Below are 12582 nucleotides of genomic sequence, written 5' to 3'. Positions count from 1 at the left end.
TTATGTAAAATTGCCTAAATCGGTGAGTTTTCCATTTATTAAAAAATTATAAAAGCCCAAGCAATGATTCGTTTGCTTGGGCTTTTTTTAATCACTATTTAATATAGGTTCAATCTTCTTTTTGTTCTTCAGGTACATCGATGATAATCATATCACTGCCAATTTTCTTTATATGTTGCCATGGCACTCTAACTTCCTCTCCCTGTTTCCGAAAACCAAACCATTTTACAGTTGGAATTAATAATGCTTGGATTTGTCCTGTATTTTCATTGATTTCTAAATCTGTTTGGCCAAGAACACCCAATCGCTCTGCCTTTTTAACATTAACAATTTCTTTTCCGCTTAATTCACTTAACCTCATTCATGAACACACCTCCACCTTATTTCTACCATTCTATAGAAGGAAAATCTTATTTAGAATAAGAAAAGCGAAACGCCTTGCATAGCGACGTATGGCCTCCTATAGAAAAGGTTTTTAATAAACAAAAAAGGGTTTCCTAAAAGTTCAACTTTTTAGGAAACCCTCTTTATTATGTTAATTTCTTTGGTAACTCACCATTCGGGCTTATTAAGGCAACAGAAAATTTATCTGTAAAGACCTTTCTCGCCATTTCATCCACGCTTTCTTTCGTTACCGAGTCAATTTGTTCAATAATTTCATCAAGGGATCGGTGGCGCTTTAATAATAATTCATTTTTCCCATTGCGGCTCATGCGGCTATTCGTGCTTTCAAGGCTTAACATTAAGCTACCTTTCAGCTGCTCTTTACTATTTGTTAATTCTTTTTCAGTAATCCCCGTTTGTTTGAGTTTTTCTAGTGTTTCTTGAATTGTATCAAATAAAACATCTAGCTGTTTGGCACCCGTTCCGCCATATATTGTGACCATACCGCTATCTAAATAAGCAGAGTGATAGGAGAATACGGAATAGGCCAAGCCCCTTTGTTCACGAACCTCTTGAAATAACCTCGAACTCATGCTGCCACCTAAAATATTATTTAAAGTAATAAGACTGTATACATCCTCATGGCCAACTTTTAAACCTTCAAATCCAATGCAAAGATGCGCCTGTTCTGTTTCTTTCTTTCGGGAAATCCGATTCGAATGAAAAACAGGGGTACTTTCCTTCGCTTCCTTACTTCCTCCTTGATAGTATCCGAAATAATTCTCTACCTCTTTAATAAAACTTTCAGGTACATTTCCAGCAATAGAAACCACCACATTTTCAGGTGTATATCTTTCATGAATATAATTCTTTAAGGATTCACCTGTAAAGGTGTTTAATGTTTCTTCCGTACCAAGGATAGGATAACCAAGCGGATGATCTTCGTACACAGCTCTTCCTAGTAAATCATGGACAATATCATCCGGTGTATCCTCGTACATTTTTATTTCTTCTAAGACAACATTTCTTTCTTTTACTAGTTCCTCTTCCACAAAAGTTGAATTAAAGAACATATCTGCTAATACATCCAAAGCCATTTTGGAATGAGTATCAAGGACTTTGGCATAATAGCAAGTATATTCCTTTGAGGTAAAAGCATTAACTTGACCACCAATACTATCAAAGGATTCTGCGATTTCCTTGGCAGTCCTAGTTTTGGTACCTTTAAAGAACATGTGTTCAAGGAAATGGGAAATCCCGTTCGTTTGTTGATTTTCATTCCTAGAACCTGTTCCTATCCAGATACCGATCGCCACTGATCGTACCGTAGGAATTTGTTCTAATACGATTCTTACTCCATTTTGGCATGTGTATTTGTTTATCATCGATTTCCTCCTGTCTATAAACAGCAGATGCTACTATCCATTAGTTAATTATACCTACTATCACGATTTTCTCCAAATATGAGATGTTACTTCCATCTTATTTCATGATTCTTTCTTCGTTCATTAATTCTGAAACTGTACCAATTGATAAATTCTTTTGTTTAATGGCTGTGATTAAACGATCTAAAGATTTTGCCGTGGCATCGGTAGGATGCATGAGTACCATGGAACCTTTATCAATTTTGGAAATTACTCGGTTAATTAGAACATCAGGGGATGGTTTTTTCCAATCTACTGTATCAACTGTCCACATGACGGTCTTCATCTTTAATTCATGTGCCACTTTCACTGTTTCTTCTCGATAACTTCCACTAGGTGGTGCAAACCATTTTACTTTTTTCTCGGTTACGGCCTCGATAATTTCGTTCGTTTTAATCATTTGTTGTCTTGCCTGGGCAGCTGTCAATTTCGCCATATCCGGATGAGAATAGGAGTGGTTGCCCACTTCATGTCCAGCATCAACTATCATTTTCGCTAGATCTGGGTTCTTCTTCACCCAATTTCCTTCAAGAAAAAAACTAGCCGAAACACGATGCTTCTTTAACGTTGCTAGCATATCTGTCAGATATTCATTCCCCCAAGCAACATTAATAATAAAAGAGACCATTGGTTTTTCTGGATTTCCCCTGTAAATCGGAGCAGGAGACAGGTCCTCCAAATGGACATTGGGCCGCCATTGGGTAAAGACTAATTTCTTTTCATCAAAAACGCCTTTTTTCTTCATATTTTTATAAGAGGCTTCTATATCAACCTTCATGCCGTTATAACCAGGAATCGCCTTCCATACAGGATCGATTTTTGCATCAATAGGCTTAATTTCATATGTATCTGCCTTTTTTACAATCGTCTGATAAAGTTTATCTGACTCATTAATTGCAGGCAGTGTGGTGAACTTTAGTGTGGAAACATATTTGTTTACCAATGGGTTGCTTACAAAGAACCATGCCATCATACAGATCAATATAATTATACTTATCCTCTTCATTCTACCTTTCCCCCTCTTCTATACAGATTATGTATAGAATGGACGAGGTAGAACGATGCTCATAATGAAATAGTCAGGGACATGATGGCCCCTGACTATTATCTTAAACGATGTTCTCAAAATTATTGTTTCTCTCCAGCCTTTTCTTTCTGTTCTTTTAGAACAGCTTTACGGGAAAGATTTACACGGCCTTGTTTGTCAATTTCGGTTACTTTGACTAAAATCTCGTCCCCGATCTGAACTACATCCTCCACTTTTCCTACCCGCTCTTCAGCAAGCTCAGAAATGTGTACAAGACCGTCTTTTCCTGCAAAAATTTCTACAAAGGCACCAAATTTCTCAATGCGTTTTACTTTTCCAAGATAGATTTGTCCAACAACCACTTCTCGAACAATATCTTCGATGATTTTCTTCGCTTTTTCGTTCATTGCTGGATCACTTGAAGCAATAAAGATCGTTCCATCTTGCTCAATATCAATCTTAACGCCTGTTTCTTCAATAATCTTATTAATTTGTTTTCCACTAGGTCCAATGACATCACGTATTTTTTCAGGATTAATCGTCATGGTTAAGATTTTTGGAGCAAACTTGGAAAGTTCTGCTCTAGGCTCAGCAATAGTAGCAGTCATAGATTCCAAAATCTGCATTCTTCCAACTTTCGCCTGCTGTAAAGCCTCTTCTAAAATTTCGCGAGATAGCCCATCAATTTTAATATCCATTTGAAGAGCCGTTACACCTTTCGCAGTTCCGGCAACTTTAAAGTCCATGTCACCAAGATGGTCTTCCATTCCTTGAATGTCCGTTAAAACAGTATAGTGCTCACCTGATTTAACAAGGCCCATTGCAATACCTGCTACTGGGGCTTTAATAGGTACACCTGCATCCATCATGGCTAGTGTACTTGCACAAATACTCGCTTGTGAAGTGGAACCATTCGATTCCAAAACTTCAGATACTAGACGGATCGTATATGGAAATTCCTTTTCAGATGGGATAACAGGTTCCAATGCACGCTCACCAAGTGCTCCATGACCAATTTCACGACGACCTGGTCCGCGAATCGGGCCCGTTTCTCCTACACTAAAGGAAGGGAAATTATAATGGTGCATAAAGCGTTTTTCTTCTTCAATTCCAAGGCCATCAAGAATTTGAACATCTCCCATGGCACCTAAAGTACAAATGCTTAATGCCTGTGTTTGACCACGGGTAAATAAACCTGATCCATGGGTACGAGGCAGAATACCTACTTGTGAAGACAATGGACGAATCTCATCAATCTTGCGCCCGTCAGGACGTATTTTCTCAACTGTGATTAAGCGACGGACTTCCGCTTTAACAATTTTATCCAAAATCTGTTTAACTTGTTTTAGTACTTCTTCATCTGCTTCTTGTTCCTCATATTGAGCCAACACTCGATTTTTCACTTCATTAATAGCATCTTCACGAGCATGTTTCTCTTGAACTTGGATCGCTTTTATTAGATCCGCTTCACAGGCTGCCTTTACTTCTTCTTCAAGCTCCTTATCAATTTCATATAAGGTCACTTCCATTTTTTCTTTGCCGATTTCTGCGACAATTTTTTCCTGAAATTCTATTAATCGCTTGATTTCTTCATGACCGAACATAATGGCTTCAAGCATAACCTCTTCAGGAACTTCATCAGCACCTGCTTCAACCATATTGATTGCATCTTTTGTACCAGCAACCGTTAAGTGAATATCACTTTTCTCTAACTGTTCTACCGTTGGATTAATAACAAATTCATTGTCTACCCGGCCAACTACGACCCCAGCAATTGGGCCTTCAAACGGAATATCCGATACACAAAGTGCTAAGGAAGATCCAAACATAGCCGCCATTTCTGTTGAACAATCCTGATCCACACTCATCACGATGCTAACGATCTGAACTTCATTTCGAAATCCTTCAGCAAATAATGGACGAATTGGACGGTCAATCAAACGGCTAGCCAAAATCGCCTTCTCACTAGGTCGTCCTTCCCGTTTAATGAAACCACCTGGTATTTTCCCAACTGCATATAAACGTTCCTCGTAATTTACAGTTAATGGAAAAAAATCTAAATTTTTTGGTTCCTTTGAAGCTGTAGCCGTACTTAATACGGCAGTATCACCATAGCGAACCAAGACAGCACCGTTAGCCTGTTTGGCTAATTGCCCAATTTCAACAGTTAACTTCCGACCAGCCCAATCTATGGAATACTCATATTTCTGTTGTTCCATAATTTTTTGCCCCTCTCTATCTAAATCACTTAGGAGGATGATGCGAGTTACTTCGCAAGGATCATCTTTCTAAAAAGAAAATACATTATGATAAAAGCCTAATAAGCTTAATTTGTTATTAAAATTAATAATAGTATGCTCCAAAAGCTGTGAGATAAAAATATGTATTAAAGCGAATTATTCATTCTTCTTAAAAAAGCTAACAAAAAAGCGGGAAAATTCCCGCTTCTGTAATACTAACGACGTAGACCAAGCTTATTAATTAGCTCGCGGTAACGTTGAACATCTTTGTTACGAAGGTATGTCAAAAGATTACGACGTTTACCAACCATTTTTAAAAGACCGCGGCGTGAATGGTGATCTTTTTTGTGAGTTCTTAAGTGCTCGTTCAAATTGTTAATTTGTTCTGTAAGGACAGCGATTTGAACTTCTGGTGAGCCTGTGTCGTTCTCATGAGTTTTGAACTCATTGATGATTTGATTTTTGCGTTCTTGTGTGATTGCCATCCATATTCACCTCCTAATAATTCAATCCCCTATTACTGAGCAAGCGTCGGTGAATCGACTTGCCAAGCAATGGTTCATTTAATACGTATTTAAGAATACAATGTTTCTCTGCAAAATGCAAGCTATAACCATCAAAATATTACAGGAAATTCTTTTTGGTGTTCGATAACTTCTAGGATGTTTGTCGAACTTCGGCAAAATATTGAAGTGCTTTTTGCTTATCTTTCTCTATCTGGGTGACTAGTTCTTCTATCCCAGAAAATTTCTGCTCTTGTCGCAGGTAAAGGTGCCATTCAACCAATACCTCTTTTCCATAAATATCTTGATCAAAATCAAACAAATGCACCTCAACAGATTGCATAAAAGCTTCCTTATTAAAGGTTGGCTTGTATCCAATATTACAAACACCTGTATACCATTCATTATTAACCATCATTCTCACTGCATATACACCAGTTGGTGGAATGATATAATCATTTTCAATGTTTATATTAGCAGTCGGAAATCCTATTGTCCTCCCGCGTTTATCTCCATGAACTACCTTTCCTCTCGTTGTATAAAATCTCCCTAGTAATGACGGAAGCTCATCCACTTTTCCTTCTTTTAAGAGGTTTCGAATCCTCGTGGAACTAACCTTTTCATTTCCTTCGCAATATTTTGGAACGACAGTAAAGGTAAATTGTTCCCTTGAGTGGAAAGGCAATGTTTCCATTGTTCCTTTACCCATTCTGCCATAAGTAAAATCAAACCCGGCAATGACATGTTTTACATTAAGCCCAATAATATATTGATCAACAAATTCCTGAGGAAGAAGGTTAGCAAATTCGGCTGAAAATTCAACGATAAATAAGTAGTCAATCCCCAACTTCTCAATTAATTTAATTTTTTCATTTAGTGGGGTAATATATCGAACATGTTTTTCTGTTTTAGATAATACAACAGAAGGATGAGGATCAAATGTCATAACCGCACTATAAAGGCCTGCCATTTTTGCTTGATGTTTCGCCTTAAGAATCACCTGCTGATGTCCACGATGAACACCATCAAAATATCCTAGTGCCATCGCTAATGGAGGAAATACTTCCTTATTTATGTCTGGTGGAAAACTTAGCTTCTTTACTTCCAATTTGACTCTCACCTTTTCTATACCGCAACCTATTATTCTATAACTGTCAAGGTTCTCTATTCATTTCTTAATACCTTTACTGGCTTTAGAAGTCCTGGCTTGTTCGGATGTTTCTCATAAATCGCTAAAGCCAAGCCATCTGCCGTTTCAGCAATAATGGGTCCGTTTATTGATTTTAAATATGGAGGTTCTTTTAATAATGCACCATTTTTTACTTTCTCTGCTACTTTATCATTTATCCGCATTTTCGGCAAATGAGAAAGCGCCGATTCTAAAGGCTTTAAGATTTCATCCAGCCTTCCCTCTTCCATTTTATTTTCAATTTCTTCAAAGGTCAGGCAATCCTCCAATGTATAGGAAGCAGATTGCGTTCTTTTCAACCATGACATATGGGCCGGATATCCCAATCTTTCACCAATCATTACAGCCAAAGTGCGAATATAAGTTCCTTTACTGCATTGGACCTTAAAGCGAAATGTGATGGTTTCACCTGAAAATTCTTTTCTCTCGTCAAGGAGCTCAATAGAATAGATGGTAATTTGGCGAGTTGGCCTTTCGACTTCAATTCCTTTCCTTGCGTATTCATAAAGGCGGACACCGCCAACCTTTACTGCTGAATACATAGGAGGGGTCTGCTGAATTTCCCCTTGCAATGATTGAAGAACTTGTTCAATTTCCTCACGAGAAATCGTTCGATCAACCACTTTTCGTTCAATCACTTCACCTGAAGCGTCTTCGGTTGTTGTTGAAAAACCGATGGTCACTTCTCCTTCATACGCCTTTCCAGCATCAGTGATATATTCAGCAATTTTTGTTGCTTTTCCGACACAAATTGGAAGCACCCCTGTTACATCGGGATCAAGCGTTCCCGTATGACCAACTTTTTTCGTTTTTAAAATCATCCGGAGTTTATAAACACAATCATGAGAAGTCATTCCTGCTGGTTTATATAATGGTATAATTCCTTCCATTCAATCTCTCCGATCTTATCATTTTATAAAAAAAGGATAGACAAATGTCTATCCACTTATCACGCATAAATGGGTAGTAATTCCCCTCCTATAACTTTTATGAAAACGGTAGAAGGGGTGACTGCCCATTAAAGCACAATTCGTTCAACTGATCATCAGCCAGGTCGACAATGTCCCAGCTGATGAACGTTTCAAATTATTCTTCTTCATTTTTCTCCGTTGGTTTTTCTTCAGAACGGAGTTGATGAAGAAGTGTTTCAATTCGATTGCCATAATTAATGGATTCATCGAATTCAAAGATAATCTCAGGTGTTTTGCGCAGACGGATTCGATGTCCTATTTCAGATCTGATAAATCCTTTAGCTTTAGCAAGTCCTTTTAACGTATTTTCCTTTTGCTCATCATCACCTAAAACGGAGATAAATACTTTTGCTTGTTGAAGATCACCTGTGACTTGGACATCCGTAACTGTAACAAATCCAATACGCGGATCTTTAATTTTTCGTCCGATAATGTCACTTAATTCCTTTTTCATTTGTTCTCCAACACGATTAGGTCTGTGGCTCATCCTATTCACCTCTTATTTAAAGCCATTCGATTTCGGTGATTGTTCTTTCTATTTCTGGAAATGAGTCAATCATTTTTAAAGCCTTTTGCAGTTCTTGCTCGGTTGAAGTTTTCGACTGAGTGACACTCACAATGGCAATTTTTGTTCGTTGCCAGATGTCCTGATAGTCAACCTCAGCTACAGCGACATTATATTTCTGCTTTAACCGGCTAAGTATTCTTTGCAAAACAGCTCGTTTCTCTTTTAAGGAATGGGCATTGTAGATGATACATTCCACTTCGGCAGAGCCGATGATCATTTACGTTCCACTTCTTCCATTACAAATGCTTCGATGATATCTCCTTCTTTTATATCATTGAAGTTTTTAATGGTAATACCGCACTCATATCCTTGTGAAACTTCTTTCGCATCATCTTTGAATCGTTTCAATGCGTCAATTTCACCCTCGAAGATGACAACGCCATCGCGAATGACACGAACTCCGCTGTCTCGAGTAATTTTACCATCTGTTACATAAGAGCCTGCGATCGTACCAACCTTTGAAACTTTAAAGGTTTGACGAACTTCTGCTTGGCCGATAACTTTCTCTTCATATTCAGGATCAAGCAATCCTTTCATGGCTGCTTCCATTTCTTCAATAACTTTATAAATGATCCGGTGAAGGCGAATATCTACATTCTCGGCTTCCGCAGCACGTTTTGCATTGGCATCCGGACGTACATTAAATCCAATAACAATAGCATTAGAGGCAGCAGCAAGGGTAATATCAGATTCAGTGATAGCACCTGTACCACTGTGAATAATTTTAATATTGACACCTTCAACATCGATTTTTTGCAAGGAAGCGGCTAATGCTTCTGCAGAACCTTGAACGTCAGCCTTCAAGATGACATTCAATTCCTTCATTTCACCTTGCTTTAATTGTTCAAATAAGTTATCTAAGCTTACGCGAGATTTTTCACCGCGCTGTGCAGCAAGTGCTTGTTGTGCACGAGCTTCCCCAATTTGACGGGCTGTTTTTTCATCTTCGAAAACAACAAATCGATCTCCAGCTTGTGGTACTTCGTTTAGGCCGGTGATTTCAACCGGAGTTGAAGGACCTGCTTCTTTAACACGGCGACCCTTATCATTAACCATAGCACGTACACGTCCAAATGTATTTCCGACTACAATTGGATCACCGACTCTCAATGTACCATTTTGTACTAATAACGTAGCGACAGAGCCACGTCCTTTATCAAGTTTAGCTTCGATAACTGTACCTAAAGCGCGGCGATTTGGATTTGCTTTTAATTCCTCGACTTCACTAACAAGTAAAATCATTTCTAAAAGATTGTCGATTCCATCGCCTCTTTTTGCGGAAATAGGAACAAAGATGGTATCTCCACCCCACGCTTCAGCTACTAACCCATGTTCTGTTAACTCTTGCATAACACGGTCAGGATTTGCTGTTGGTTTATCTATTTTATTCACAGCAACAATGATCGGCACCTCTGCAGCTTTTGCATGATTAATAGCTTCTACTGTTTGAGGCATTACACCATCATCCGCTGCCACAACAAGTACGGTAATATCTGTAATTTGAGCACCACGAGCACGCATGGTTGTAAATGCTGCGTGGCCAGGTGTATCTAGGAAGGTAATTTTCTTACCATTCTCCACAACCTGATACGCACCAATATGTTGAGTAATACCACCAGCTTCTCCTTCGGTTACTTTTGTATTCCTGATCGAATCAAGTAAAGTGGTTTTACCGTGGTCTACGTGTCCCATAATCGTTACAACGGCAGGGCGTTCCTCAAGATCTTCTGGTGCATCTTCTGTGAAATACACTTCTAGATCCGTTGTGTCCACTTTAATTTCTTCTTCTACTTCTACACCATACTCACTTGCAATTAATTCGATTGCATCTTTGTCTAAATCTTGGTTTATGGTTGCCATAACACCGAGCAAGAATAGCTTTTTAATGATTTCAGAAGGCTCACGGTGGAGCTTCTTAGCTAATTCTGCAACTGTTAGTGATTCACTAAATGTAATTTTTGCAGGAAGTTCTTTTTCCTTTTTCTTTTGCGGTACATTTTGCTGCTGTCCATGATTTTGCTGATTTTTATTCTTCTTATTCTGATTGTTACGATTTTGATGTTGATTTTTTGATTTATTTTTACCCTTTTGGAAAGCCTTATTTTCTTTTGATTGGTATTCTTGTTCGTGCTTTTTCCCCTCTTTATTTTTAGGCGCACCTGTAACTTTTACTTTGTTTGGAATTACCAAGTGGTCGTCATCATCCTCAAAAGCTTTAGGTGTAGTTTTTGGTTGAACATGTGGTTTTTTAGCATGATTTTGTTGGATTTGACGTTCATTTGGTCGTTTTTGATTGGACGTATTTCCAGCTTTTTGTTGTTGGCCGCTTTCCTTTTTCGTATAAGCTGCATCTAGTTTCTTAATATCTGCTGCTTCAAGCGTTGCCATATGATTAGAAACCTCAATATTCATTTCTTTTAATTTAGTAATAATTTCTTTACTTGAAAGATTATGTTTTTTTGCATACTCATAAACACGCATTTTACTCATAATTTCACCCCCGCAAAATTTAATCGAGCAACGTTACCAATTTTTTGGCAAATCCATCATCCAAAACAGCTACAACAACGCGGGCATCTTTGCCAATTGCTTGACCAAGAATATAACGATTTTCTACCACTTTTAATGGTACTTCATACGAATTACATTTATCTGTAATTTTTTTTGTCGTATTACGAGATGCATCTGCGGATAATAAAACGAGCTTTGCATTTCCCCTTTGGATCTGCTTTACGGTTAACTCCTCACCTGAGGTAATTTGACGTGCTCGATTGGCAAGTCCTAGTAATGACATCCATCGATTTTCTTTCATTTGGATGTAATGTTCTCCTTCTCGATCAGCTCTAGGAGCTCATCATAAATTGAATCACTAATAGGAACCTCTAAATGGTTTGATAAAATATTTTTTTTCTTAGCCAAAAGGACAGCCTCTTTATCTTTTGAAAGGTATGCACCTCTCCCGGATTTTTTACCGGTTAAATCGATGGATACATCGCCTTCTTTGGAGCGAACGATGCGAACGAGTTCTTTTTTCGGCTTCATTTCACCGGTTGCTACACATTTACGCATAGGAACTTTTCTTTTTTTGTTCACAGTCATTCCCCTCTCCTTTATTCGATTTCATCATCATCTTCAAAATCGAAATCAGTTTCAACCTGATCATCAAAAAGTCTAATGACCTCTTCACGTGGATAGATACCTAATTCACGGGCTTCCGTCTCTGATTTAATATCGATTTTCCAGCCAGTTAATTTTGCTGCAAGGCGTGCGTTTTGTCCACGCTTTCCGATGGCCAAGGAAAGTTGATAATCTGGTACGACAACTGTAGTAGCTTTTTCTTCTTCATTCACCATTACGTCCAGAACTTTGGATGGACTAAGGGCATTTGCAACAAAAACGACTGGATCATCAGACCATTTTACAATATCGATTTTTTCACCTTTCAATTCATTTACAACCGCTTGTACCCTTGCCCCTTTTGGACCGACACATGACCCAACCGGATCCACTTCAGGATTATCGGAATGAACCGAAATTTTTGAACGATCGCCTGCTTCACGAGCGACAGATTTGATTTCTACTGTACCATCATAAATTTCTGGTACTTCAATTTCAAATAATCGCTTTAATAAGCCCGGGTGAGTACGTGAGACAAAAACTTGAGGCCCTTTCGTTGTTTTTTCCACTTTCGTAATATATACCTTAATTCGGTCATGCGGTTTATATCGTTCATTTGGCATTTGTTCATTCACAGGAAGTAATGCCTCAATTTTTCCAAGACTGACATAAATAAATTTAGAATCCAACCTTTGGACAATGCCAGTCATGATATCCTCTTCCCGATCAATGAATTCAGAATAAATAATTCCTCTTTCGGCTTCTCTTACACGCTGAGTAACTACCTGTTTCGCCGTTTGCGCAGCAATTCTTCCAAAGTCTTTTGGGGTAACTTCCAACTCTACAATATCCTCAACTTGATAGTTCGGATTAATATTTCTAGCATCTTCAATGGAAATTTCCAGACGAGGATCAAATACTTCCTCCACTACTTCTTTACGTGCAAAAACCCTTATAGACCCAGTTTCCAGATTAAAATCTATTCTCACATTTTGGGCCTGGTTAAAGTTACGGCGATAAGCAGAAATAAGGGCTGCTTCAATGGCTTCAATTAAAACATCTCTGGAAATACCTTTTTCTCTTTCCAGTACAATAAGAGCATCTAATAATTCGCTGCTCATTTTGGTGTATCCCCCTAATCTTGTTATATTTTTCATTC

The 12582-nt window shown here is 38.2% G+C and carries 13 protein-coding genes; all 13 read right to left on the bottom strand.

Features of this window, described 5'->3' with window-relative positions; all coding sequences use genetic code 11:
• Positions 1-109: 109 nt before the first annotated feature.
• A complete protein-coding gene (locus G4Z05_RS02215) occupies positions 110-361 on the bottom strand; it encodes a YlmC/YmxH family sporulation protein (RefSeq protein ID WP_163250265.1) in 252 nt (83 codons plus the stop codon).
• 169 nt (positions 362-530) lie between these two features.
• Complete coding sequence (locus G4Z05_RS02210; protein ID WP_163250264.1) at positions 531-1769, bottom strand: M16 family metallopeptidase; 1239 nt, start codon at positions 1767-1769, stop codon at positions 531-533.
• Positions 1770-1866: 97 nt separating this feature from the next.
• Complete coding sequence (locus G4Z05_RS02205; protein ID WP_163250263.1) at positions 1867-2814, bottom strand: polysaccharide deacetylase family protein; 948 nt, start codon at positions 2812-2814, stop codon at positions 1867-1869.
• Positions 2815-2936: 122 nt separating this feature from the next.
• Positions 2937-5054 carry a polyribonucleotide nucleotidyltransferase gene (pnp, locus tag G4Z05_RS02200; RefSeq protein WP_163250262.1) on the bottom strand — a complete coding sequence of 706 codons (2118 nt, stop codon included), beginning with the start codon at positions 5052-5054 and terminating at the stop codon, positions 2937-2939.
• A gap of 236 nt (positions 5055-5290) precedes the next feature.
• Positions 5291-5560 carry a 30S ribosomal protein S15 gene (rpsO, locus tag G4Z05_RS02195; protein ID WP_038541169.1) on the bottom strand — a complete coding sequence of 90 codons (270 nt, stop codon included), beginning with the start codon at positions 5558-5560 and terminating at the stop codon, positions 5291-5293.
• Positions 5561-5732: 172 nt separating this feature from the next.
• Positions 5733-6686 carry a bifunctional riboflavin kinase/FAD synthetase gene (gene ribF, locus G4Z05_RS02190; protein ID WP_163250261.1) on the bottom strand — a complete coding sequence of 318 codons (954 nt, stop codon included), beginning with the start codon at positions 6684-6686 and terminating at the stop codon, positions 5733-5735.
• A gap of 56 nt (positions 6687-6742) precedes the next feature.
• On the bottom strand, positions 6743-7657 hold the full coding sequence (truB, locus tag G4Z05_RS02185) for a tRNA pseudouridine(55) synthase TruB (RefSeq protein WP_163250260.1): 915 nt from the start codon (positions 7655-7657) through the stop codon (positions 6743-6745).
• A 196-nt stretch (positions 7658-7853) separates the two neighbouring features.
• Entirely contained in the window at positions 7854-8225 is a 372-nt protein-coding gene (gene rbfA / locus G4Z05_RS02180; protein ID WP_163250259.1) for a 30S ribosome-binding factor RbfA, read from the bottom strand.
• A gap of 16 nt (positions 8226-8241) precedes the next feature.
• A complete protein-coding gene (locus G4Z05_RS02175) occupies positions 8242-8523 on the bottom strand; it encodes a DUF503 domain-containing protein (RefSeq protein ID WP_163250258.1) in 282 nt (93 codons plus the stop codon).
• Positions 8520-10796 (bottom strand): translation initiation factor IF-2, encoded by a 2277-nt coding sequence (gene infB / locus G4Z05_RS02170; RefSeq protein ID WP_163250257.1) that lies wholly within the window; start codon positions 10794-10796, stop codon positions 8520-8522. Before infB ends, G4Z05_RS02175 begins: the two co-directional genes overlap by 4 nt.
• A 19-nt stretch (positions 10797-10815) precedes the next feature.
• Positions 10816-11118 carry a YlxQ family RNA-binding protein gene (locus G4Z05_RS02165; RefSeq protein WP_163250256.1) on the bottom strand — a complete coding sequence of 101 codons (303 nt, stop codon included), beginning with the start codon at positions 11116-11118 and terminating at the stop codon, positions 10816-10818.
• Entirely contained in the window at positions 11115-11399 is a 285-nt protein-coding gene (gene rnpM / locus G4Z05_RS02160; protein ID WP_163250332.1) for an RNase P modulator RnpM, read from the bottom strand. The genes G4Z05_RS02165 and rnpM overlap by 4 nt, the downstream gene beginning before the upstream one ends.
• 17 nt (positions 11400-11416) lie before the next feature.
• Entirely contained in the window at positions 11417-12544 is a 1128-nt protein-coding gene (nusA, locus tag G4Z05_RS02155) for a transcription termination factor NusA (RefSeq protein WP_163250255.1), read from the bottom strand.
• Positions 12545-12582: the final 38 nt, after the last annotated feature.

It is taken from the genome of Neobacillus thermocopriae, assembly GCF_010975035.1.
In the GTDB taxonomy this organism is placed as follows: Bacteria; Bacillota; Bacilli; order Bacillales; family Cytobacillaceae; genus Neobacillus; species Neobacillus thermocopriae.
This window is presented reverse-complemented; position numbering and strand designations above follow the sequence as displayed.

What these genes read in the sequence shown, in the direction of transcription:
- nusA (WP_163250255.1), bottom strand. Translation starts at nt 12,544, where the DNA reads ATGAGCAGCGAATTATTAGATGCTCTTATTGTACTGGAAAGAGAAAAA.
- G4Z05_RS02215 (WP_163250265.1), bottom strand. Translation starts at nt 361, where the DNA reads ATGAGGTTAAGTGAATTAAGCGGAAAAGAAATTGTTAATGTTAAAAAG.
- G4Z05_RS02165 (WP_163250256.1), bottom strand. Translation starts at nt 11,118, where the DNA reads ATGAAAGAAAATCGATGGATGTCATTACTAGGACTTGCCAATCGAGCA.
- truB (WP_163250260.1), bottom strand. Translation starts at nt 7,657, where the DNA reads ATGGAAGGAATTATACCATTATATAAACCAGCAGGAATGACTTCTCAT.
- rpsO (WP_038541169.1), bottom strand. Translation starts at nt 5,560, where the DNA reads ATGGCAATCACACAAGAACGCAAAAATCAAATCATCAATGAGTTCAAA.
- rbfA (WP_163250259.1), bottom strand. Translation starts at nt 8,225, where the DNA reads ATGAGCCACAGACCTAATCGTGTTGGAGAACAAATGAAAAAGGAATTA.
- G4Z05_RS02175 (WP_163250258.1), bottom strand. Translation starts at nt 8,523, where the DNA reads ATGATCATCGGCTCTGCCGAAGTGGAATGTATCATCTACAATGCCCAT.
- G4Z05_RS02205 (WP_163250263.1), bottom strand. Translation starts at nt 2,814, where the DNA reads ATGAAGAGGATAAGTATAATTATATTGATCTGTATGATGGCATGGTTC.
- pnp (WP_163250262.1), bottom strand. Translation starts at nt 5,054, where the DNA reads ATGGAACAACAGAAATATGAGTATTCCATAGATTGGGCTGGTCGGAAG.
- G4Z05_RS02210 (WP_163250264.1), bottom strand. Translation starts at nt 1,769, where the DNA reads ATGATAAACAAATACACATGCCAAAATGGAGTAAGAATCGTATTAGAA.
- infB (WP_163250257.1), bottom strand. Translation starts at nt 10,796, where the DNA reads ATGAGTAAAATGCGTGTTTATGAGTATGCAAAAAAACATAATCTTTCA.